Annotated in this window: 20 protein-coding genes; 9 read left to right on the top strand and 11 right to left on the bottom strand. The window is 70.4% G+C overall.

The genetic code is table 11. The annotated features are described in order from the left end of the window. Nucleotides 1–124 precede the first annotated feature (124 nt). Nucleotides 125–2,533 carry an ATP/GTP-binding protein gene (locus ACIA73_RS21980; protein ID WP_399440308.1) on the bottom strand — a complete coding sequence of 803 codons (2,409 nt, stop codon included), beginning with the start codon at nucleotides 2,531–2,533 and terminating at the stop codon, nucleotides 125–127. A gap of 305 nt (nucleotides 2,534–2,838) precedes the next feature. Here ACIA73_RS21980 and gabT point away from each other — a divergent pair, with 305 nt between their 5' ends. Together gabT and ACIA73_RS21970 are read left to right on the top strand one after the other, a co-directional pair. Continuing rightward, entirely contained in the window at nucleotides 2,839–4,170 is a 1,332-nt protein-coding gene (gabT, locus tag ACIA73_RS21975; protein WP_399440307.1) for a 4-aminobutyrate--2-oxoglutarate transaminase, read from the top strand. A 116-nt stretch (nucleotides 4,171–4,286) separates the two neighbouring features. Next, nucleotides 4,287–5,120: a phosphatase PAP2 family protein gene (locus ACIA73_RS21970; protein ID WP_399440383.1), complete on the top strand. Its 834-nt coding sequence runs from the start codon at nucleotides 4,287–4,289 to the stop codon at nucleotides 5,118–5,120. Here the strand turns inward: ACIA73_RS21970 and ACIA73_RS21965 are convergent. The 7 genes from ACIA73_RS21965 to ACIA73_RS21935 form a co-directional block, all read right to left on the bottom strand. Continuing rightward, a complete protein-coding gene (locus ACIA73_RS21965; protein ID WP_399440306.1) occupies nucleotides 5,053–5,508 on the bottom strand; it encodes a hypothetical protein in 456 nt (151 codons plus the stop codon). The genes ACIA73_RS21970 and ACIA73_RS21965 overlap by 68 nt on opposite strands. Before the next feature lie 207 nt (nucleotides 5,509–5,715). Continuing rightward, nucleotides 5,716–7,134, bottom strand: coding sequence for an NAD(P)/FAD-dependent oxidoreductase (locus ACIA73_RS21960; protein WP_399440305.1), 1,419 nt, complete (start codon nucleotides 7,132–7,134; stop codon nucleotides 5,716–5,718). 34 nt (nucleotides 7,135–7,168) lie between these two features. Continuing rightward, nucleotides 7,169–7,975: an ABC transporter permease gene (locus ACIA73_RS21955; RefSeq protein ID WP_399440304.1), complete on the bottom strand. Its 807-nt coding sequence runs from the start codon at nucleotides 7,973–7,975 to the stop codon at nucleotides 7,169–7,171. Further along, the gene (locus ACIA73_RS21950; RefSeq protein ID WP_399440303.1) at nucleotides 7,975–8,898 is read right to left on the bottom strand and encodes an ABC transporter permease; all 924 of its coding nucleotides are present in this window, start codon (nucleotides 8,896–8,898) and stop codon (nucleotides 7,975–7,977) included. The genes ACIA73_RS21955 and ACIA73_RS21950 overlap by 1 nt, the downstream gene beginning before the upstream one ends. Then, nucleotides 8,895–10,046 (bottom strand): ABC transporter ATP-binding protein, encoded by a 1,152-nt coding sequence (locus ACIA73_RS21945; protein ID WP_399440302.1) that lies wholly within the window; start codon nucleotides 10,044–10,046, stop codon nucleotides 8,895–8,897. Before ACIA73_RS21945 ends, ACIA73_RS21950 begins: the two co-directional genes overlap by 4 nt. A gap of 112 nt (nucleotides 10,047–10,158) precedes the next feature. After that, nucleotides 10,159–11,358: a PotD/PotF family extracellular solute-binding protein gene (locus ACIA73_RS21940; RefSeq protein WP_399440382.1), complete on the bottom strand. Its 1,200-nt coding sequence runs from the start codon at nucleotides 11,356–11,358 to the stop codon at nucleotides 10,159–10,161. 127 nt (nucleotides 11,359–11,485) lie between these two features. Then, on the bottom strand, nucleotides 11,486–13,000 hold the full coding sequence (locus ACIA73_RS21935) for a gamma-aminobutyraldehyde dehydrogenase (protein ID WP_399440301.1): 1,515 nt from the start codon (nucleotides 12,998–13,000) through the stop codon (nucleotides 11,486–11,488). Between the two features lie 206 nt (nucleotides 13,001–13,206). On the opposite strand from ACIA73_RS21935, the gene ACIA73_RS21930 reads away from it, so the two are divergent. Continuing rightward, nucleotides 13,207–13,758: an NADAR family protein gene (locus ACIA73_RS21930; protein ID WP_399440300.1), complete on the top strand. Its 552-nt coding sequence runs from the start codon at nucleotides 13,207–13,209 to the stop codon at nucleotides 13,756–13,758. A 20-nt stretch (nucleotides 13,759–13,778) separates the two neighbouring features. On the opposite strand, the gene ACIA73_RS21925 is transcribed toward ACIA73_RS21930, so the two are convergent. Further along, nucleotides 13,779–14,489, bottom strand: coding sequence for a DUF4190 domain-containing protein (locus ACIA73_RS21925; protein WP_399440299.1), 711 nt, complete (start codon nucleotides 14,487–14,489; stop codon nucleotides 13,779–13,781). 196 nt (nucleotides 14,490–14,685) lie between these two features. Here ACIA73_RS21925 and ACIA73_RS21920 point away from each other — a divergent pair, with 196 nt between their 5' ends. The 6 genes from ACIA73_RS21920 to ACIA73_RS21895 all read left to right on the top strand — a co-directional run bounded on the left by ACIA73_RS21920 (nucleotide 14,686) and on the right by ACIA73_RS21895 (nucleotide 20,762). After that, a complete protein-coding gene (locus tag ACIA73_RS21920) occupies nucleotides 14,686–15,714 on the top strand; it encodes an adenosine deaminase (RefSeq protein ID WP_399440298.1) in 1,029 nt (342 codons plus the stop codon). 97 nt (nucleotides 15,715–15,811) lie between these two features. Next, the gene (locus ACIA73_RS21915; protein WP_399440297.1) at nucleotides 15,812–16,588 is read left to right on the top strand and encodes a glycerophosphodiester phosphodiesterase; all 777 of its coding nucleotides are present in this window, start codon (nucleotides 15,812–15,814) and stop codon (nucleotides 16,586–16,588) included. A gap of 127 nt (nucleotides 16,589–16,715) precedes the next feature. Continuing rightward, nucleotides 16,716–17,489, top strand: coding sequence for an SAM-dependent methyltransferase (locus tag ACIA73_RS21910; protein ID WP_399440296.1), 774 nt, complete (start codon nucleotides 16,716–16,718; stop codon nucleotides 17,487–17,489). Between the two features lie 8 nt (nucleotides 17,490–17,497). Beyond that, a complete protein-coding gene (locus ACIA73_RS21905) occupies nucleotides 17,498–18,712 on the top strand; it encodes a sensor histidine kinase (RefSeq protein ID WP_399440295.1) in 1,215 nt (404 codons plus the stop codon). Then, nucleotides 18,709–19,368 (top strand): response regulator, encoded by a 660-nt coding sequence (locus tag ACIA73_RS21900; protein ID WP_399440294.1) that lies wholly within the window; start codon nucleotides 18,709–18,711, stop codon nucleotides 19,366–19,368. Before ACIA73_RS21905 ends, ACIA73_RS21900 begins: the two co-directional genes overlap by 4 nt. A gap of 182 nt (nucleotides 19,369–19,550) precedes the next feature. Continuing rightward, nucleotides 19,551–20,762 (top strand): serine hydrolase domain-containing protein, encoded by a 1,212-nt coding sequence (locus tag ACIA73_RS21895; RefSeq protein WP_399440293.1) that lies wholly within the window; start codon nucleotides 19,551–19,553, stop codon nucleotides 20,760–20,762. Between the two features lie 33 nt (nucleotides 20,763–20,795). On the opposite strand, the gene ACIA73_RS21890 is transcribed toward ACIA73_RS21895, so the two are convergent. Both ACIA73_RS21890 and ACIA73_RS21885 read right to left on the bottom strand, forming a co-directional pair. Further along, nucleotides 20,796–21,332, bottom strand: coding sequence for a hypothetical protein (locus ACIA73_RS21890; protein ID WP_399440292.1), 537 nt, complete (start codon nucleotides 21,330–21,332; stop codon nucleotides 20,796–20,798). Nucleotides 21,333–21,432: 100 nt separating this feature from the next. After that, a complete protein-coding gene (locus tag ACIA73_RS21885) occupies nucleotides 21,433–22,650 on the bottom strand; it encodes a spermidine/putrescine ABC transporter substrate-binding protein (protein ID WP_399440291.1) in 1,218 nt (405 codons plus the stop codon). Between the last annotated feature and the right edge of the window lie 91 nt (nucleotides 22,651–22,741).

Here is a 22,741-nt window from a genome sequence, read left to right as displayed (position 1 = left end):
GGCCGCACACGGCACCGCACACGGCACCGCGCCCGGCCGCCGCCTCAGCACCGCCGGCCCTGTCCGCCGGTCGGTCCCGTCAGTCCCGCCGGCCCCGTCCGCTCCGTCGGCCCCGTCCGCCCCGTCAGTCCCGCAGGTCCACCAGCAGCGGCGGCGCGTGCTCCCCGCGCACCGTCGTCAGCGACAGCACCGCGTGCCCGGCCGGTACCTCCCGGGCCAGCTCGGACGCCGACCAGCGGGCCCGCTCCACCTTCTTGATGGTGACCGCGCTGGTCACCACCGACTTGCCGGTGACCAGCTTGCGCAGCGCGTGCAGGGCCCGGGTCAGCGGCTGGTTGGCGAAGACGGTGTGCTGGGCGACCTCCTTGGTCTCCACCCACTCCGTCCCCCATGCCTCGGTGAAGCGCCTGCCGTCCCAGGTGGTGACCCCGGAGAACGCCATGTGGCAGCCGACCGCGCCGAGCAGCGGGATGTGCAGGGCCTCGGGTACGTCGTCGACGGTACGCAGGCTCAGCACCACCCCGGCATTGGCGGAACGCAGCCGTCCGATGCCCCGTACCGTCTCGGCGGTCAGCGTCGCCGTCGCGTCGTCGAGCACCAGGCAGCTGAAGAGGGACCGGTCCGCACGGGAAGTCACCGCGCCGAGGAACTGGGCCAGGATCAGCCGGGCCAGCAGCCGGGACGCCTCCGCGTGCCCCCGCTCGGGCAGTTCGATGCGGACCCGCATCGGGTGGTGCTGGAGGGCGCGCAGCGAGAAGGGACGGGCACTGGCGCCGGTGTCGAAGAAGTCGGCGAAGGCGGGCCGGTCGAGCAGGGCGAGCCGGTCGGCGAGCGGCGGGCAGGGGTCGGCGGCGGTACCCATCTGCCGCATCCGGGCGGTGAGGTCGCGTTCCATCGCGGTCTCTCCGGCCGCGGTGAGCCGGTCGGCGAGGCTCTGCAGGGTGGCCGGGTCGCCGCGCAGCAGTTCGTACAGCTCGGGTACGGCGGGGAAGTGCCCGTGCACCGCGTGGTAGGGGCCGATGAGCTGGGCGAGCGCGGTCGCGGCCCGCCCGGTGTCGACCGTGTCGAGGTCGCCGACCAGGCCCTCGGCGAGGATCGCGGAGGCTGCCTCGGCGTCGCCGGCGCTCCCGGTTCCGCCGTAGAGGTCGAGGTCGTGGACCGAGGCGGGGTCGCCGATCCTGACCACCACGTCGTACGCCGCGTCGTCGGCCAGGGGCGCTCCGGCGGCGCAGACGGCGAGCGTGCTGCACTTGCCGGCCAGTGCCTGGAGGGCGAGGGACTCCACGACGGGGGCGGTCAGCCGCCGGGTCTTGCCCGCACCCGGCGGGCCGACGGCCAGCAGCGAGGTGCCCAGGACGTCCGGTTCGAGGGCGGTGCCCGCGCCGCCGTGCCGGTACGGATTGGGGTCGCCGTCGACGTAACTGCCGATCCGCACCTGGGAGGCGAGCAGGTCGTGGGTGGCGGTGCGGTGGGGCAGGTCGCGGGCGCCGGAAGGGTGGGTGAAGGAGGCGGCGCCGTCGCGCAGGACGGTGGCGGCGAAGAGGGTGCGGCGCTCGGGGTCCTGGCCGACGGCCTGCCAGGCGTTCCTGATCCGCACCAGGTCCACGTCGCCCATCCGCCCGCCCCGCACCTCGGCGGTGAGCCGGTCCGCCACCTCGCCGAGGCCGGCGGCGCGCAGCTCGGGCCAGCGGGCGGGGTCGGAGTCGGGGTGGGCGGGGGCGGTGGGTGCGGGGGCGGGGGCCCTGCCGCGGAAGCCGTGCAGGAGCGCGCCCCAGCCGCCCATCTTCGCGAAGGGCCAGAGCAGGCCGAGGGCGATCACCGCGGTGGTGCCGTAACTGACGACGAGGAGCGTGGTGACGTTGCCGTCGCGGACCTCGAACCAGGACAGCGGCAGCAGCGAGAGCACCGAGTCGGCGAAGGGCAGCACCCGGGTCCAGACCAGGAGCTGGACCAGGGCGGCGACGGCGAGGGCGATCAGTGCCCGCAGCGGCTGCTCGCGGCGGCGGACGAAGCGGCGGGTGAACTCGGCCCAGTTGCCGATCTGGCCGAACCAGTACAGCAGAGCGGCGCAGACGATCCCGTTGTAGACCCACGCCGCACTGACGGCCTCGGTCGTCCGGGGCCCGCCGTACACCCCGTAGGTCCACCACGCCTCCGGGGTGAAGAGCTTCAGCGGAACGTACTGGTAAGGGACGTACCCATTGCGCCACAGCGACCACAGCAGCATCCAGGACAGCACCGTGATCACCGCCCCCGAGATCAGCGACCGGTCGCTGACCTCCTCCTCCACCGGCCGGTCGGGACGCGGCACGTGGCCCAGCCGCCAGATCCCGGGGCCCGCGTCCGGCCGCGCGGTGGTCAGCCAGTCCTCCAGCGGGGACAGCGGCCGGGACGAGGAGGCCGGGACGGACGGGGCGGCCGAGGGGGGCGCGGCGGGCACCGGCGGAAGCCGGCCGGGCGGCGGCCCGGCAGGCCTCGGCACCGCACCCGCACGGGTGGTGTGCGCGCCGTCGTGCCTGTCACCGGTGTTCATCTGCTGCCCCTCGTCCCCACGAACCAGCCGTACACATCCCTGGCGGGGCCCGAAGGACCGCTGCCAAGGCCCAACCTAGTCGCCCCGCCCGCTCGTTCGGCGTACCCCGCACTCCGGGCCCGCTATGTCCGTACCGGACAACACACCCCCCGTACTTCTCCGAGACGGAACATGCCCGCGCGACCGCCGCGCCCCTAGCCTGCGAAGTAGCCGAAGCAACCTTTTGCACCCTTGGTGCGAGGCAGAACCCCCCAAGGCAGAACCCCCACTGGCGCGAGCCAGCACCCCACCCCGAGGAGCCCCTCATGAGCGCAGTTCCGCAGGAGCGCCGCGTCGTCACCGCCATCCCCGGCCCGAAGTCGCAGGAGCTTCAGGCCCGCCGCACGGCCACGGTGGCCGGTGGGGTGGGTTCCGTCCTTCCCGTGTTCACCACCCGCGCCGGTGGCGGCATCGTCGAGGACGTCGACGGCAACCGTCTGATCGACTTCGGCTCGGGCATCGCGGTGACCTCGGTCGGCTCCTCCGCCGAAGCCGTGGTCCGCCGGGCGACCGCCCAGCTCCAGGACTTCACCCACACCTGTTTCATGGTCACGCCGTACGAGGGTTACGTCGAGGTCTGCGAGCAGCTCGCCGAGCTGACCCCGGGCGACCACGCCAAGAAGTCCGCGCTGTTCAACTCGGGCGCCGAGGCAGTCGAGAACGCCGTGAAGATCGCCCGTGCGTACACCAAGCGCCAGGCCGTCGTCGTCTTTGACCACGGCTACCACGGCCGTACCAACCTCACCATGGGCATGACCGCCAAGAACATGCCGTACAAGCACGGTTTCGGTCCGTTCGCCCCGGAGATCTACCGCGTCCCGGTCGCCTACGGCTACCGCTGGCCGACCGGTGAGGACAACGCCGGCGCCGAGGCGTCCGCCCAGGCCATCGACATGATCAACAAGCAGGTCGGCGCGGAGAACGTCGCCGCGATCATCATCGAGCCGATCCTCGGCGAGGGCGGCTTCATCGAGCCGGCCAAGGGCTTCCTGCCCGCGATCAGCCAGTTCGCCAAGGACAACGGGATCGTCTTCGTCGCGGACGAGATCCAGTCCGGCTTCTGCCGCACCGGCCAGTGGTTCGCCTGCGAGGACGAGAACGTCGTCCCCGACCTGATCACCACCGCCAAGGGCATCGCGGGCGGTCTGCCGCTCGCCGCCGTCACGGGCCGCGCCGAGATCATGGACGCCCCGCACTCCGGCGGCCTCGGCGGCACCTACGGCGGAAACCCGGTCGCCTGCGCCGCCGCCCTGGGCGCCATCGAGACGATGAAGGAGCTGGACCTCAACGGGAAGGCCAAGCGCATCGAGGAGGTCATGAAGGGCCGCCTCGCGGAGATCGCCGCCAAGTACGAGATCGTGGGCGACATCCGCGGCCGTGGCGCCATGATCGCCGTCGAGCTGGTCAAGCCGGGCACCAAGGACCCCGACCCGGAGACCACCTCCGCGCTCGCCAAGGCCTGCCACCAGGAGGGCCTGCTGGTCCTGACCTGCGGCACCTACGGCAATGTGCTGCGCTTCCTGCCGCCGCTGGTGATCGGTGAGGACCTCCTCAACGAGGGCCTGGACATCATCGAGACGGCGTTCGCGGGCGTCTGAGCGCGACAGCCGGACACCTGGGGCAAACTGCCTCTGTGAAGAACGTGTGGGGGGCCAATGGCGGGATCGCACTCCCGCTGTCGGTCCCCTTCTTCCTGCCGTACGGTTCCTGGCAGATGAGAGAAACACCCCGCCCGCAGGTGACTGCGAGCGAGACCAGGACGACGCTTTCCCGGCTTCGACCTGGTCGTGCCTTCGCGCACACCTCCGGAGCTTCTGGCTCCGGTTCTCCTCACCGATCGGACGGCGAGACGCCCCACACCCCCCGGGGCGTCCGTCCCTCCGGTCCGACCGACTGCCCCGGAGCCACCCCCCCTGCTCCGGGGCAGTCGGCATTCCTGCTCACCGTCACCCTCAGCGCCCTGCTGTTCGCGCTGATCACCTGGCAGGTGGTGACAGAGGGCCCGCTGGCGTACGCCGATGAACGGCTGAGCCGTGCCGTCGTCGGCCACGGGCCGCGCCGGCTCACCGAGTTCCTGGCCGACCTGGGCAACATGCAGGTCGCGCTGCCGGTGCTCGCGGTGGCGGTCGGCTGCGCCCTGTGGCGTGGCCACCGGCTGCTCGCGCTCGCCGTCGCGCTCGCCATGGCGCTGGTCCCGGCCGTCGTCGTACCCCTGAAGACCTGGACCGGACGGCCCGCGCCGCTCGATCCCTCGGACAGTGGGTACTTCCCGTCCGGGCACGGGGCGACGGCTGCCGTCGCCTACTGCGGGGCCGCGCTGCTGCTCTCGGTGTGGGTACGCCGCCGATGGCCGGTGCCCGTCGCGCTGGGGCTCGGCGTGGCGACCGGCATCGGGCTCGTGCTGCGGGGCTATCACTGGCCGTTGGACGTGGTCGGCAGCTGGTGTCTCGCGGTGCTGCTGCTCGCGCCCGCGTGGTGGCTCAGTCGCCGTACGCCATCCGGCTCGCCGCCTCGTGCATCGCGAGCTCCAGGAGAGTCGGGTCCGTGAGGGTGCCGCGGCCGTCCGGGGCGACCAGCCAGCGGACGCCGCCGGTGGTGGCCCGCCCCGGGTAGGGGACGACGATCCAGGTGCCGTGTCCCGCACCCCGTACTCCCGTGCCCAGCCATCGGGCGGCCGTGCCCGCGGGGACGAAGAAGCCCATCCGGGAGTCGCCGAAGTCGGTGAGGACCGGCCCGGGACGGTCGACCAGTCGGGCCAGGACGTCAAGGGTGGGATAACCGAGTTCACCCGGCAGGATCAGTACGTCCCACCGGCGGCCGGCCGGGAGCAGGGCGACGCCCAGTGGGTTGCGCTCCCACTCCCAACGGCACGCGTCGGGGTCCGGGGCCACCGAGACCAGCCACTCCACCGCGGTCTTCGCTTCCGAGCCAACCATCGCGCTCGGCCTCCTTCGTTCCCTGTTTCCCTGTGCACGGACAATGCGTACACAGGAGAGAGGGAGGCCGGGCGCGATCATGACGCGGGTTTGGCTACTTATTGGTAGTGAGGTGCGTCACACGGTGATCGCGGTTGTGCGCCCCCGGCTTCACCAGGGGCGCACTCACCACACGTACCGGGAATCGGCTCCGCGCGTACCGGGGGATCAGCTGTCGAAGCCCAGGCCCAGCTTGTCCATCGCCTTCAGCCAGATGTTGCGCCTGCCACCGTTGTCGTCGGCGCGGGCCATCGAGCGCTTGGTGATCTCGATGCCCGCCCAGGCGACCGGCTCCGGCGGGAACGGGAGCGGCTTGCTGCGCACCATCTCCAGCTCGGTCCGCTCGGTCTTCTTCCCGTCGAGGAGATCGAGCATGACCTCCGCGCCGAAGCGGGTCGCGCCGACGCCGAGACCGGTGTAGCCGGCCGCGTAGGCGACCTTGCCCGCATGGGCCGTGCCGAAGAAGGCGGAGAAGCGGGTGCAGGTGTCGATCGCACCGCCCCAGGCGTGCGTGAAGCGCAGGCCCTCCAGCTGCGGGAAGCAGGTGAAGAAGTGCTCGGCCAGCTTGAGGTACGTCTCCGGGCGGTGGTCCAGTTCGGCGCTCAGCTTGCCGCCGTAGTGGTAGACCGCGTCGTAGCCGCCCCAGAGGATGCGGTTGTCCGCGGAGATGCGGAAGTAGTGGAACTGGTTGGCGCTGTCGCCGAGACCGGCCCGGTTCTTCCAGCCGATCGCGGCGAGCTGCTCCTCGTTGAGCGGCTCGGTCATCAGGGCGTAGTCGTAGACCGGCACCGTGAAGGGGCGGAGCCGCTTCACCAGCGACGGAAAAACGTTTGTGCCCAGGGCGACCCGACGGGCGAAGATCCGGCCGTACGAGGTGCGTACGGCGGTCCCGTTGGCGTCCGAGGCGAGCTCGGTGCCCTTGGTGTTCTCGTAGATACGGACACCGAGGTCCAGGCACGCCCGCTTGAGGCCCCACGCGAGACGCGCCGGATTCAGCATGGCCACGCCGCGCTTGTCCCACATGCCGCCCAGGAAGGTCGGCGAGTCGACCTCGGCGCGCATGGCGTCCGCGTCGAGCATCTCCACGTGTTCGGTGAGGCCCAGCTTCCTGGCCTCCTCGTACATCTCCTGAAGCTCTTCGAGCTGGTGCGGCTCGGTGGCGACGTCGATCTCACCGGTGCGCTCGAAGGCACAGTCGATGCCGTACTTCGCGACCGCTTCCTCGATGGCGTCGAGGTTGCGCTCGCCCAGCTCCTCCAGCTTGTCGATCTCGCCGGGCCAGCGGGCGATGCCGTTGCCCAGGCCGTGGGTGAGGGACGCGGCGCAGAAGCCGCCGTTGCGCCCGGAGGCGGCCCAGCCCACCTCGCTCGCCTCGATGAGCACGACGTCGCGCTGCGGGTCGCGTTCCTTGGCGATCAGCGCGGTCCACAGACCGCTGTAACCGCCGCCGATCACCAGCAGGTCGCAGCGCTCGTCCCCGGTGAGGGACGGCTCGGGGGCGGGGCGGTCCGGGTCGTCCAGCCAGAACGACAGCGGCTTCGCGCCGGAAAGGGATTGTGCGGCACTACGCATGGCTACCGGGGCCATGGTTTCCAACTCCTTCAGTTCCCGCCAGGGGGAACTACTTGGGTGATGCGCTGTTCTTGCGGCGGCTCGCGATGAGCTGGCCGCCGAGGACCATCAGCACGGCGATGACGAACATAGCTGTACCAATGACGTTGATTTGTACGGGTGTGCCGCGCTGCGCGGAGCCCCATACGAACATCGGGAAGGTGACCGTCGAGCCCGCGTTGAAGTTCGTGATGATGAAGTCGTCGAACGACAGCGAGAAGGCGAGCAGTGCGCCGGCCGCGATGCCGGGAGCGGCGATCGGCAGGGTCACCCGTACGAAAGTTTGGACCGGACCGGCGTAGAGATCGCGGGCCGCTTCCTCCAGCCTCGGGTCCATCGACATCACTCGTGCCTTGACGGCGGTGACGACGAAGCTGAGGCAGAACATGATGTGCGCGATCAGCACGGTCCAGAAACCGAGCGGGGCGCCCATGTTGAGGAAGAGCGTCAGCAGCGAGGCGGCCATGACGACCTCGGGCATCGCCATCGGCAGGAAGATCAGCGAGTTGATCGCACCACGCGCCCGGAAGCGGTAGCGGACCAGCGCGAAGGCGATCATCGTGCCGAGCACGGTCGCACCGAGGGTCGCCCAGGCGGCCAGCTGGAGCGAGAGGGAGAGCGAACCGCACAGGTCGGCGACGCCGCACGGGTCCTTCCAGGCGTCCAGCGAGAACTGCTGCCAGGCGTAGTTGAAGCGCCCGTTGGGCTTGTTGAACGAGAACACCATCACGACGATGTTCGGCAGGATCATGTACGCGAGCGTCAGCAGGCCCGCGATGACGACCAGGTTGCGCCGGATCCACTTGAGGGCGGCCATCAGACGAGGTCCTCCGTCCCGGACTTGCGCATGTAGACGGTGACCATGACCAGCACGATCGCCATCAGGATGAAGGACAGCGCGGCGGCCGTCGGATAGTCGAGCACCCGCAGGAACTGCGACTGGATGACCGAGCCGACCATCTTGGTGTCGGTCGAGCCCAGCAGTTCGGCGTTGACGTAGTCACCGGCCGCCGGGATGAAGGTCAGCAGCGTGCCGGAGACGACACCCGGCATGGACAGCGGGAACGTCACCTTCCGGAACGTCGTCGCCGGAGAGGCGTAGAGGTCCTTGGCCGCTTCGTGCAGCCGCCCGTCGATCCGCTCCAGCGAGGTGTAGAGCGGCAGGATCATGAAGGGCAGGAAGTTGTACGTCAGACCGCAGACCACCGCGAGCGGGGTGGCCAGCAGCCGGCCGCCCTCGGTCCAGCCGAGCCAGCTGGTCACATCCAGGATGTGCAGGGTGTTGAGGACGTCGACGACCGGGCCGCCGTCCGCCAGGATCGTCTTCCAGGCCAGCGTGCGGATCAGGAAGCTGGTGAAGAAGGGGGCGATCACCAGCACCAGGATCAGGTTGCGCCAGCGCCCCGCCTTGAAGGCGATGAGGTACGCCAGCGGGTAGCCCAGCAGCAGACAGAGCACGGTCGCGGTACCTGCGTACAGCAGCGAGCGGACGAACTGCGGCCAGTACTCCGACAGGGCGTCCCAGTACGTCTGGAAGTGCCAGGTGACCTTGAAACCGGCCTCCAGCGAACCCTGCTGGACCGAGGTGGAGGCCTGGTAGACCAGCGGCAGCGCGAAGAAGACGAGCAGCCACAGGATGCCGGGCAGCAGCAGCCAGTACGGGATCAGCCGCTTGCGGGTGGACGGCTTGTGGACCGGGGGGTCCACGGCCGCTGTGACGGGTGCTTCGGAGACGGTCACGAGGCGTCCTCCACCGACTGCACGCCCGCGTCGATGGCCTGGTCGGCGTCGAGGCCGAAGGTGTGCTCCGGGTTCCAGTGCAGGACGACCTCGGTGCCGGGGGTGAGCCGGGCGTCCCGCTCGATGTTCTGGACGTACACCTCGAAGTCCGCGCAGGACGGGCTGTTGACGACGAACTGGGTGGAGACGCCGATGAAGCTGGAGGCGAGGATGCGGCCGGTGATCCGGTTGCGGCTCTCCGGGACCGAAGCGGCGTCGTCCGCGTGCGCGATCGACACCTTCTCCGGGCGTACGCCGACCAGGAGCTTGTCGCCGGCCGCGGCCTGGGCCCGGCATCGGCTCGCGGGGAGCTTCAGCTTGGAGTCTCCGCAGGTCACCGTGACGATGCCGGAGGCCGATGCGGCGATCTGGGCCTGGATCAGGTTCGAGGTGCCGAGGAAGTTGGCGACGAAGGTGGTCTTCGGGTTCTCGTAGAGGTCGGCGGGGGCGCCGAGCTGTTCGACCCGGCCGCCGTTCATCACCGCGACCTGGTCGGCCATGGTCATGGCCTCCTCCTGGTCGTGGGTGACGTGCACGAAGGTGATGCCGACCTCGGTCTGGATGCGCTTGAGCTCCAGCTGCATCTGGCGGCGCAGCTTGAGGTCCAGGGCACCCAGCGGCTCGTCGAGGAGCAGCACCTGCGGGTGGTTGATCAGGGCGCGGGCGACGGCGACGCGCTGCTGCTGGCCACCGGAGAGCTGGTGCGGCTTGCGCTTGGCGAACTGGCCGAGCTGGACCAGTTCCAGCATGTCGTCGACCTGCTTGTGCACCGACTTGATGCCGCGTCGGCGCAGCCCGAAGGCGACGTTCTCGGTGATGTCCAGGTGCGGGAAGAGCGCGTAGCTCTGGAAGACGGTGTTCACCGGGCGCTTGTACGGCGGCAGGTGCGTGACGTCCCTGTCGCCGAGCGAGACGGTGCCGGTGGAGGGGTCCTCCAGACCGGCGATCATCCGCAGGGTCGTCGTCTTGCCGCAGCCGGACGCGCCGAGCAGGGCGAAGAAGGAGCCCTGCGGGACGGTCAGGTCGAGCGGGTGCACGGCCGTGAACGAGCCGTAGGTCTTGCTGATCCCGGCGAGGCGGACGTCGCCGCCTTCGGTCTTCTGAGTCATGGGTTGCGGTCCCAGGGGGGAGTCGGGGTGCGTCAAGGGTGCGGGGGGTGGCTCGGCAGAGGGTGCGGGGGTGGCCCGGCCACCCGTGCCAAGGCACGTATTACGGCACGCGTCACGCGCCGATGAGCTTGGCGAACTTCTCTTCGTACGCCTTCTCCTCGGCCTCGCTGAGCGGCCGGAAGGGATGTGCCTGGGCGGCCATCGCCCGGTCCGGGAGGATCAGCTTGGAAGAGGCCAACTCCGGGTCGATCCTGGTGAGCTCCTCGCGGACACCGTCGACCGGGCAGACGTAGTTGATGTACGCGGCGAGCTGGGCGGCAGGACCGGGCTCGTAGTAGTAGTCGATCAGCTTCTCGGCGTTGGTCTTGTGCCGGGCCTTCGCCGGGACCAGCAGGTTGTCCGTGGACGAGACGTAACCGGCCTTGGGAATCGCGAACTTGACGGACGGGTTGTCCGCCGAGAGCTGTACGACGTCGCCGGCCCAGGCGACACAGGCCGCCAGGTCACCCTTTTCGAGGTCGGCGGTGTAGTCGTTGCCGGTGAAGCGGCGGATCTGTTTGGTGTCGACGCCCTTCTGCAGCCGGGCGATCGCCGCGTCGTAGTCGTCGTCGCTGAACTTGGCCGGGTCCTTGCCCATGTCGAGCAGCGTCATCCCGATGGTGTCGCGCATCTCGGAGAGGAAGCCGACCTTGCCCTTGAGCGCGGGGTCGTCGAGCAGTTGCGAGATCGAGTCGACCTTGCGGCCACCGGTGGCCTTCTCGTTGTACGCGATGACCGTGGAAATACCGGTCCAGGGGTACGAGTAGGCGTGGCCCGGGTCCCAGACGGGGCTGCGGAACTGGGCACTGAGATTGGCGTACGCGTGCGGCAGCCGCGTGGGGTCGAGCTTCTGCACCCAGCCGAGCCGGATCAGCCGGGCGGCCATCCAGTCGGTGACGCAGATGAGGTCGCGGCCGATGGGCTGGCCGTTGTGCAGCTGCTGCTGGATCTTGCCGAAGAACTCGTTGTTGTCGTTGATGTCCGCCGTGTACTTGACGGATATCCCGGTGCGTTGGGTGAAGGCCTCCAGGGTCGGATAGCCCTTGTCGTTCTCCCCGACGTCCATGTATTCGGTCCAGTTGGAGAAGACGACCTGCTTCTCCTTGGCCGAGAAGTCGTCCGAGACCGCTGCCTGCTTGTCCTTGCCGGCGGCCGGAATGCCGCAGGCGCTCAGTGCGCCGATGCCACCGAGGGCGAGGGCGCCGCCGCCGGCGGCGCGCATCAGCGAACGGCGGGTGAGAGCACCCCGGCCGCTCGTGATGCTGCGCCGCATGGCACTCTCCACCGCGCCGGTGGCCGCCACACGGTTCGTGGCGGAGTCGGCGGAGAGACTCCCGTACTGGAACTGCTCCATGCGCAAGTGCCCTTTCGGGTGGGTTGCCGCTGGTCGAGCGGACTCTTTATCGGTCCCCGAAGATCGTGCGGTGCCAGTCCTTGCGGGCCACCGCGGTGTTGTCGAACATGACGTGCTTGACCTGCGTGTACTCCTCGAAGGAGTACGCCGACATGTCCTTGCCGAAGCCGCTGGCCTTGTATCCGCCGTGCGGCATTTCGCTGAGGATCGGGATGTGGTCGTTGACCCACACACAGCCCGCCTTGATCTCGCGGGTGGCGCGGTTGGCGCGGAACACGTCCCGGGTCCAGGCCGAGGCGGCCAGACCGTACGGGGTGTCGTTGGCGAGCGCGATGCCCTCTTCGTCGCTGTCGAAGGGGAGCACCACGAGCACCGGACCGAAGATCTCGTCCTGGACGATCTCGCTGTCCTGGGGAGCGTCGGCGATCAGGGTCGGACGGTAGTAGGCGCCGTCCTTGAGGTCGCCCTGCGGGGCTTCGCCGCCGGTGACGATGCGCGCGTAGGCACGGGCGCGGTCGACGAGGGCGGCGACGCGGTCGCGCTGGGCGAAGCTGATGAGCGGGCCGAGGTCGGTCGACTCCGCGAACGGGTCGCCGAGCCGGACGGACTCCATGAGGGCGGCGACGCCGCTCACGAAGGCGTCGTACAGCGGACGCTGGACGTAGGCGCGGGTGGCGGCGGTGCAGTCCTGACCGGTGTTGATGAGAGAGCCGGCTACCGCGCCGTGGACGGCGGCCTCCAGGTCGGCGTCGTCGAAGACCAGGAACGGGGCCTTGCCGCCCAGTTCGAGGTGGAGCCGCTTGACCGTCGAGGTGGCGATCTCGGCGACCCGCTTGCCGACCGGGGTGGAGCCGGTGAAGGAGGTCATGGCGACATCGGGGTGGCCGACGAGGTGCTCGCCCGCATCCTTGCCCGCGCCGGTGACGACATTGACGACGCCGTCCGGCAGACCGGCCTCCTTGGCCGCCTGGGCGAACATGATCGAGGTCAGCGGGGTCAGCTCGGCAGGCTTCAGCACGATGGTGTTGCCCGCCGCGATGGCCGGAAGAACCTTCCAGGCGGCCATCTGGAGCGGGTAGTTCCAGGGTGCGATCGAGCCGACGACACCGATCGCCTCGCGGCGGATGTACGAGGTGTGGTCACCGTCGTACTCCCCCGCCGACTTGCCCTCCAGATGACGGGCGGCGCCCGCGAAGAAGGCGACGTTGTCGACCGTTCCCGGTACGTCGAACTCCTTGGAGAGCTTGATCGGCTTGCCGCACTGGAGCGACTCGGCGTACGCGAAGTCGTCCGCCTGCTCGGCGAGGACCGCGGCGAAGCGGTGCATGACGTCGGACCGCTCGCCGGGGGTGGCCCCCGACCAGCCGGGGAACGCCGCCTTGGCCGCGGCGACCGCGGCGTCGACGTCGTCTCTTCCGGCCAGCTCGTAGGTGTAGATCCCCTCGCCCGTGGCGGGGTTGACGACCGTGTGACTGCGACCCGAGGTACCGGGCCGCAACTGCCCGCCGATGTACTGTGCGCCGCCTTCGAAACGGTCCTGCACCTGGAAGCGGTTGCCCATGACGCTCTCCTCCGCCGCTCACCCCGTCATACGGGGGTCGGCGTAGCTCCAGCTTGATTTGATTGCCGATCCTGACAGAGCAGGAAGCCACCAACAAGTGATTCCGTTGTTGCCTTTTGGTTACGCGACGGATTCGGTCGACCGTGTGTCGAGTCGGCGTCGAAATACCGTACGGAGTGTCAGTGGCGGATGCCAGACTCGCATGCATGGGGAAGATCGAAGAGCTTGCAGCGCAGGTCAAGCAGGGGGAGCGGGTCAAGTTCCTGCACTTCTGGGGTCACCGACCGCGACCGGACGGATCGCTCGGTCCGAGCATTTTCAGCCAGTGGTGGGAGTCCCCGTTCACCGTGGACGGGGTGCGTTACGCGACGGCGGAGCACTGGATGATGGCGCGCAAGGCGGTGCTGTTCGGCGACCCGCAGGCGGAGCGGGCGGCCCTCGACGCGTCCTCGCCCGCCGAGGCGAAGAAGGCGGGCCGACTGGTCCGGGGCTTCGACGGTGCCGTCTGGGAGCGGGAGCGGTACGGGATCGTGGTGGAGGGCAACGTCCACAAGTTCGGCCGGCACGCGGACCTGGGCGCGTATCTGCTGGGCACCGGCTCCCGGGTGCTCGTCGAGGCGAGCCCCATGGACCGCATATGGGGCATCGGCCTGACGGCGGACGACCCCCGCGCCGAGGACCCGGCGCAGTGGCGGGGGCTGAATCTGCTGGGGTTCGCGCTGATGGAGGCGAGGGGGAGGCTGGCGGCGGGGGGCTGAGGAGTCCGCCCCGCCCCGGCCTAGCGGTTGGTGGCCACCGCCCAGACGATGAATCCGATGATGACGAACCCGATGGCCAGACCGATCGATCCGGTGATGATGCCGGCCAGCGCCATACCGCCGTTGTTGGCCTCGCCCCGCTCCGCCTTCTTGCGGCCGATGATGCCGAAGATCAGGCCCAGCGCGCCGAGGATGATGCTCAGCACTCCGTACAGGCAGAACAGGCAGATGGAGAGGATGCCCAGCACCATCGCCGCGATGCCCATGCCGTTCTGCGGCGCCATCTGGCCGGTCCAGCCGTTCGCCCCGGCGTAACCCGGGTAGCCGGGGTAGCCCGCGTATCCGGCGTCGTACGGCGAAGGACCCGGCGCTCCCGGCACCCCGGGCACCGTGGCCCCACCCGGATAGGCCGGCGGATACCCGTACTCCCCCGGCGTCCCCGCGGTCGGATACCCGTACGTGCCAGGGGCGGCCGGTGCCCCCGGCATCGACGTCACCGTCGGCTGGTCGTGCACCGGGCTCGCGGTCGGCGGCGCGTCCTGCGGCGCGGGCGCGGGCTTGCTCAGCGGCACCCGGTTCCCGGAGTCCGCCGGCGGCGCCCAGGGGTCCGGCGCCCCGGCGGGCTGCCCGCCCGGGGACTGCGGTGCCGGGGACGACGGCCCGTAAGGCTGCGGCTGCGGCTGCGGCTCCGAGGGCTGTGGCCCGGAAGTCTCTGGTGTGTTGTCCGACATGGACCCTCCCCCATTGCGATTCCCCGTCATGCTACGGCGTCCCCCACATGGCCCAGCGCGCCGCCTACGATGATCCCGGGCCGCCCCGGAGACCCACGCGCACCCGCGCGTGCGTACCCGCACCGGGGCCCCATGCGTGCTCCACCGCAGAACAACCCCCGGTACACCCCCGTACCGGCCGCACCAGGAGGATCCGATGACCGACCTGCGCCCCTTCGTCGCGGGCCTGCCCAAGGCAGAACTGCATGTGCACCACGTCGGATCCGCCTCCCCGCGCATCGTCGCCGAACTCGCCGCCAGGCACCCCGACTCCAAGGTGCCCGCCGACTCGCACAAGCTCGTCGACTTCTTCACCTTCACCGACTTCGCGCACTTCATCGACGTGTACCTGTCGGTGGTCGACCTCATCCGCACCCCCGAGGACGTCCGCCTGCTGACCTTCGAGGTGGCCCGCGACATGGCCCGGCAGAACATCCGGTACGCGGAGCTGACCATCACTCCGTACAGCTCGACCCGCCGCGGCATCGACCCGCAGGCGTTCATGGACGCCATCGAGGACGCCCGCAAGGCCGCCGAGGCCGAGCTGGGCGTCGTACTGCGCTGGTGCTTCGACATCCCCGGCGAGGCAGGGCTGGAGTCGGCGGAGGAGACGGTACGGCTGGCCGTCGAGCACCGCCCCGAGGGCCTGGTCTCCTTCGGCCTCGGCGGCCCCGAGATCGGCGTACCGCGCCCGCAGTTCAAGCCGTACTTCGACCGGGCCATCGCGGTCGGCCTGCACTCCGTCCCGCACGCGGGCGAGACCACCGGCCCGGAGACCATCTGGTCCGCCCTGACCGACCTGCGCGCCGAGCGCATCGGCCACGGCACCAGCGCCACCCAGGACCCGAAGCTGCTGGCACACCTGGCCGAGCACCGCATCCCGCTGGAGGTCTGCCCGACCTCCAACATCGCCACCCGCGCGGTCGCGCACCTCGACGAGCACCCGATCAAGGAGATGGTCGCCGCGGGCTGCGTCGTCACCATCAACAGCGACGACCCGCCGATGTTCGGCACCGACCTCAACAACGAGTACGTGGTCGCGGCCCGCCTCCTCGACCTGGACGAGCGGGGCCTGGCGGCCCTCGCGAAGAACGCCGTGGAGGCCTCCTTCCTCGACCCGGCGGGCAAGGCCGCACTGGCCTCCGAGATCGACGCCTACACGGAGAAGTGGCTCTCCGAGCACTGAGGGCCGGTGTCCCCACCCGTGTCCCCACCCCGGGCCCGACCGGACACAGGCTCCGGGAACCCGAGCGGGGCGCCCGCCACTCCCCAACAATGACCCCATGAGCACCGACAGCAGCATCCGTACCCACGCCGGTACCGGCACCCGCCCCCGTACCGCTGCCGCCGTCCTCGCCGTGGCCCACCGCGGAGACCTCTACCGCTTCCGGGAGAACACGCTCGACTCGATCCGCTCGGCGCTGGAGCACGGCGCCGACGCGGTCGAGGTCGACGTGCGGCTGACCCGCGACGGCGTCCCCGTCCTCCTCCACGACGAGACGCTGGAGCGGCTCTGGGGCCACGACCGCTGGCTGGCCGACCTCACGAAGGCCGAGCTGGACGGGCTGACCGGGACGGCCGGGAGCTCCGCGCCCGGGAGCGGGGTGCCGTCGCTGCGGGAGGCGCTCCTCGCGGTGGGCGGCCGCCGGCTGCTGATCGACCTGCCGGACGGCGCCCGGGACGCGATGGTGCGCAAGGTGGTCGGGGTGGTGCACGAGGCCGGGGCGAGCGAGCGGACGTACTACTGCGGCAATCCGACCGCGATGCTGCGGGTACGGGCGGCCGACCCGCACGCCGAGATCGCGCTGAGCTGGCAGTCGGTGGCACCGCCCCGGCCGGTGCTGCTGGAGTCGATCACCCCGCGCTGGCTCAACTACCGTTTCGGTCTCGTCGACGGGGAGCTGGTGGACCGCGTGCACCGCGACGGCCTGCTCGTCGCCGCCTGGACCCCCGACACCCGCCGGAGCATCCGCCGGGTGCTGGCCGCGGGCGTCGACGCCGTCACCACCAACCGCCTCGACGCACTGGCGGCGGAGGTGGCCAGGTACCGGGCGGCATAGGGGATGCGGGCGCTGAGAGCCCGCTCGCCCCAACCCCCTCCCCTCTCCCACCAGTTGCCCGTCCGGCATGATGGCCCGGCGCACTCCGCACCCCGCGCGCCCCCGTCCTGGAGGAGAGAGAATCCCCATGCCTGAAGCCATCCGCACCGACGTCGCCCACAACGCCCGCGTCTGGAACTACTGGCTCGGCGGCAAGGACCACTACCCCGTGGACACGGCGGTGGGCGACACGGTCACGTCCTTCTATCCGAGCATCGGTGAAGTGGCGCGTGCCGACCGGCAGTTCCTCGGCCGCTCGGTGTCCTACCTGGCGGGCGAGGCGGGCCTGCGCCAGTTCCTGGACGTCGGCACCGGGCTGCCCACCGCCGAGAACACGCACCAGGTCGCCCAGCGCATCGCCCCCGACGCCCGGATCGTGTACGTCGACAACGACCCGGTCGTGCTGGCCCACGCCCGCGCCCTGCTGACCGGCACCCCCGAGGGCCTTACCGCCTACATAGACGCGGACGCCCACGACCCCGACGCCATCCTCAAGGAGGCGGGGCGGACCCTGGACCTGGACCGGCCGGTGGCGTTGATGCTGCTGGGCATCCTCAACTTCGTCGCCGACACGGCCGAGGCCCGGTCGATCGTACGCACCCTCATGGACGCCCTCCCGGCGGGCAGCCACCTCGCGATCACCCACCCCACCCTGGAGCTGGGCGGCGAGGGCAACGAGGCCGCGATGGCGTTCTGGAACGAGAACGCGACCCCGCCGATCACCGCCCGTACCGGCGCCGAGTTCGCCTCGTTCCTCGACGGCCTGGAGATCCTGGAGCCGGGCATCGTGTCCTGCGCGCGGTGGCGCGGCGAGGGCCCCTCGGTGGCGCAGTTCGGCGCGGTGGCCGTCAAGCGCGGATGAGCGGACCGATGCCGAGCAGCCCGCTCGCACACCGGCTGCGCACCGTGCTCGCACTCCGGCTGCGCGCCCTGCTCGCGCACCCCTGGGCCGCCGACACAGGCGTCGCCCTGCTGGTCCAACTGGCGTGCAGTATCCCGTGGTTGATCCCCAGGCCGCCGGGCCAGGAACCGGCGACGCTCGCCGCGTACGCCCTGACCACGCTGACCGTGGTGCCGCTGGTGTGGCGGCGCCGCGCACCGCTTGCGGTGCTGGTGGCGGTGATGTGCACGCAGGGCCTGTACGGGGCCGCCGTCGACGGCCCCGGGCAGTCGCTGCCGTACACCAGCATGGTCGCCCTGTACTCGGTCGCGGCACTCTCGCCCGCCCGCACCAGGCAGCTCGCGGGGTCGATGACACTGGTGATCGCCACCGTCTCGGTGGTGCTGCGCGGGCGGGACGACTGGCTGCGGGAGCTGACGTTCACACTGGTCGTCTTCAGTGCGTCGTACGCCTTCGGCCGCCTGACCCACACCCGGCAGGCGTACACCCGGGCCGTGGAGGAGCGCGCCGCCGAGCTGGAGCGGGCGAACCGGATCGAGGCCGAGCAGGCGGCGGCCCGCGAACGGGCCAGGATCGCGCGGGAGATGCACGACATCCTCTCGCACGCGGTGAGCATCATGGTCGTACAGGCGGAGGCCGGTCCTGTGGCGGTCAGGGTCGCTCCCGAGCGGGCGGAAGCGGCGTTCGACGCGATCTCGTCGGCGGGACGGGACGCGATGACTCAGCTGCGGCAGATGCTGGGCGTCCTGCGGGACGTCCCCGGCGACCCGCTCGCGCCGCGCGCACCCCAGCCCGGTGTGGGCGAACTCCCCTTGCTGGTGGAGCGGGTGGAGCGCAGCGGCCTCTGTGTGACGTACGAGATCACCGGCCGCACGCGCGTCCTCTCCCCCGCGCTCGGCGCGACGGCGTACCGCATCGTGCAGGAAGCGCTGACGAACGTCGTCAAGCACGCCGACGCCCAGCACGCCCGTGTTCAACTCGACTACCAGGAGTGCCAGTTGACCCTCAGTGTCACCGACGACGGTCGCGGCCGCCCCGATCCGGCGGCCCGCACGGCAGGCCACGGCCTGCTCGGCATCCAGGAACGCGCGGCGGCCCACGGCGGCTCCGCGACGGCGGGCCCCGGCCCGGACGGCACCGGCTTCACCGTCAGCGCGACCCTCCGCGCGGAGGTGGCGGGTTGAGCATCCGGGTGGTGGTGGCGGACGACCAGGAGCTGGTCCGCAGCGGCTTCGCGATGATCCTGGACGCACAGCCGGACATCGAGGTGGTCGCGGAGGCGGGCGACGGCGCGGCGGCCGTCGACGCGGTACGGCGGCTGGCACCGGAGGTCGCACTGCTCGACATCCGGATGCCGCTGATGGACGGCATCGAGGCCTGCCGCACCATCACCGCCTCCGGCCCCACCCGCACCGTGATGCTGACGACCTTCGACTCCGACAGTTACGTCTACGACGCGCTGCACGCGGGGGCCAGTGGCTTCCTGCTCAAGGACGTACGCCGGGACGATCTGGTGCACGCGGTACGGGTGGTGGCGGCCGGGGAATCGCTGGTCGCGCCGTCGGTGGCGCGCCGCCTGATCGCCGAGTTCACTTCCCGGCCCGCGGCCGCCCCGCCCTCCGACGGGCTCGACGTCCTGACGGCCCGCGAACGCGAGACCCTCCTCCATCTGGCGCGCGGCCTCTCCAACGCGGAGATCGCGAAAGCGCTGACCGTCAGCGAGCACACCGTGAAGACGCACGTCGGCAATGTGCTGTCGAAGCTGGGGCTGCGCGACCGTATCCAGGCGGTGATCCGCGCGTACGAGACGGGGCTGATCGCCCCCACGGGCGGGGGCTGACCCGTCGGCGGCCTCCCCCGGGCAGGGGATCCAGGACTGGCCGCCTCCCCCGCCCGGGGGAGCGAACCCGCACCTCAGGACCCCCCTCACCGGCGATCCGTATCCCCCGCGGGATCAACAGGATGGAGTCACACAGCAGTTACGGACTCCCCACGGGGAATCCCCACCCGGAAGGCCCCGCCATGAACCGCCTCAGCAACCCCCACGGCACCCGCACCCGCACCGCCCTCGCCGCAGCTCTGGTCCTCGGCATCGCGGCGGGCCCGATCGCCGCAGGACCGGCCCTCGCCAAGACCCCGGCAACAGCCTCGCAGCACACTCCCGGCCCCGGCACCACGGCCCTGCGTCCCGGCCCCGACACCAAGGCCCTCCGCGACGCGCTCGCCGGACTCCCGAACGCGGACACCACAGCCGCTCTCGTACGGGTGGGCGGCAACGGCGCGGACTGGCGAGGCAGTTCCGGCGTCCACGACCTCACCACCCACCGTCCCGCCGACCCGAACGCCCGCTTCCGGGCCGGCTCGGTCACCAAGGTCTTCACCGCGGCGACCGTCCTGCGCCTGGCCGCCGAGGGCAAGGTCGACCTGGACCGCCCCGCCCGCTCCTACCTCCCGGCCGAGATCCCCGCCTCGTACGACAAGGTGACGGTCCGCCAGCTCCTCAACCACACGCACGGAATCCCCTCCCCCGACTTCCCGGGCAAGAACGTGACCGAGTGGTACGAGCACCGCTTCGACCTCCACACCGCGCGCGGAATGATCGCTTCCGCGACCTCTCCGGCGAAGGAGAAGGACAGCACGGAGCCCGGCACGGTGCAGCGCTACACCAACATCGGCTACACGATCGCCGGTCTCCTCGTCGAGAAGGTGTCGGGCACTTCGTACGAAGAAGCCGTCGCCCGCCGCATCCTGCGCCCGCTCGCTCTGCACGATACGTACTTCCCGGGCACCAGCCCCCGCATCAAGGGTCCGCACAACCACGGCTACCAGGTCTTCCCCACGCCCGACGGCTCGACGGAACTGCGCGACGTGAGCGTGTGGGGCACCACGGACGGCTGGGCGGCGGGCGACCTCGTCTCCACCACCGCCGACCTGGAGAAGTTCCTCAAGGCACTGTTCCGCGGGCAGGTGGTGCGCGGCCCGCTGCTGGAGGAGATGTTCACGGTCCCCGACATCGCGGGCGCCAACATGAGCGTCGGCCTCCAGCGCTTCGACGCGGGGAACGGCCGGATCCTCTGGCTGAAGACGGGCGGCCGCTGGGGCTACAACGCGGTCATCGCCGGCACCCGCGACCTCTCACGCACCCTCGTGCACTCGGTCAACTCGACGGATGCCAAGGGCAAGGGCATGAACCCGACCGCCGAGCGCATCCTCCGCGCCGCCTTCAGCCGCTGACGGCCACCCCGGCGGGCCACCCGCCCCCCCCGCCTACTGGAGAGAGGCGAGCGCCGACCCCGCCACCGTGACCGGTGCCGTCAGCGCCTCCAGCCGCTTGATCTTCCGCCGGACGATCGCCAGCGGAATCACGCCGAACACCCCGAAGGCCATGTCGATCAGCGACCACCCGAAGGGAATGCCCCGGATCGGCCCGCAGATCAGCGCGAGCGGGATGATCCCGGCGCAGGCGATCATGCCGAACTCGATCACCCAGATGTTGCGGACCGGGTCGCGGTAGGGGCCGTAGAACGCGACCGCGATCACCAGATGCGCGAAGGCCAGCCAGTCCGTCCCGTACAGGATGAAGGGGTACTTGGCCTCGGTGGCGGCCAGCCCGTCGCGGCAGCGTTCGATCCACTCCATCAGGCCCGGCATCAGCTCGGGGAGCGGCGACGACCTCATGGCATCCGTAAGCCAGTTGAGCTCGGTGACCAGGGGGAAGGCGGTCAGTCCGCTGAGCACCAGGCACACGATGAAGAAGATCAACCACACGCGGATGCGCCTCAGATGGGCGGCGGGCTCGTTCATGTCCGCAGCGTACGACTGCCTTTACGCGGCCTTCACATGCCCCCGCCGACCTTCACAGCGGGGGCGTGCGAGAGGATCGGGGTGCCTGCGCGCCGGAACCTTAGAGCCCCACGATCCCGTTCCACGTCTTCGCGAACTCCAGCCGCTCCTCCGCCGTGATGTCCCGCGCGATGGCGAGCCGCTTGCGGACGTCGCCGTCGGGGAAGATCAGCGGGTCCTCGGCCAGTTCGGCGACCTCCTCGTCCTTGGAGGAGGCGATGATGTCGCGGGCGGCCGGGACCGGGCAGACGTAGTTGACCCAGGTGGCCAGCTCGGCGGCGACCTCGGGGTCGTAGTAGTAGTCGATCAGCTTCTCGGCGTTGCGCTTGTGCTGGGCGAGGTTGGGGATCATCAGCGACTCGGCCCAGAGTTCCGCACCCTCCTGGGGCACCACGAACTCGATGTCCGGGTTGTCCGCCTGGAGCTGGATCACGTCACCGGAGTACGCCTGGCAGGCCAGCACATCGCCCGAGGCCAGGTCCTTGACGTAGTCGTTGCCGGTGAAGCGACGGATGTGCTTGGCCCTGACCAGCTTCTCGACCTGGTCGCACATCGCGTGGAAGTCGTCGGCGGTCCACTGGGTGACGTCCGCGCCGAGCCCCTGCATCAGCAGCGAGAAGCTCTCGTCGAGACCGGAGAAGAGGGTGACCTTGCCCTTGAGTTCGGGGCGCCACAGATCCGCGGTGTGCTTGATCTCGCGGCCGAGCTTCTTGCGGTTGTACGCGATGCCGGTGATCCCGGACTGCCAGGGCACGGTGTGCAGACGGCCGTTGTCGAAGGCGGGAGTGCGCAGCTGCGGGTCCAGGTACTTGGCGACGTTGGGCTGCTTGGCCCGGTCCATCTCCTGCACCCAGCCGAGCCGTACGAAACGGGCGGCCATCCAGTCGCTGATGACGATCAGGTCGCGACCGGTCTCCTGGTGGTTCATCAGCGCCGGGCTGACCTTGCCGAAGAACTCGTCGTTGTCGTTGATCTCCTCGGTGTACCGGACGGAGATCCCGGTGCGCTTCTGGAACTCCACCAGGGTCGGCCGCTTGGACTTGTCCTCTTCATCGGTGTCGATGTAGAGCGGCCAGTTGGCGAACGTCAGGTTCTTCTCCCGGTCGGAGGAGTCCTCGCCGGTACGGTCGGCCGGCTTGACGTAGGCCGGCGGGACACCGCAGCCGGTGAGCGCGGCGAGCGCACCCGTCGAAGCGACTCCGTATCCGGCTCCGCGAAGGAGCGTACGACGCGAGACAGAACGCGAAAGACGGCGCGGAACGCGACCAAGATCACCCATGTTGCTCACCATTCCCCGAGGTGCGAGGGGCGGGCAATAGACAGTTCGTCTACCGCCCGCCCCACAAGCCGTCCCAGCCGTCGAGCGGCCG

The sequence above is a fragment of the Streptomyces sp. NPDC051561 genome (assembly GCF_044454195.1).
GTDB lineage: Bacteria > Actinomycetota > Actinomycetes > Streptomycetales > Streptomycetaceae > Streptomyces.
This window is presented reverse-complemented; position numbering and strand designations above follow the sequence as displayed.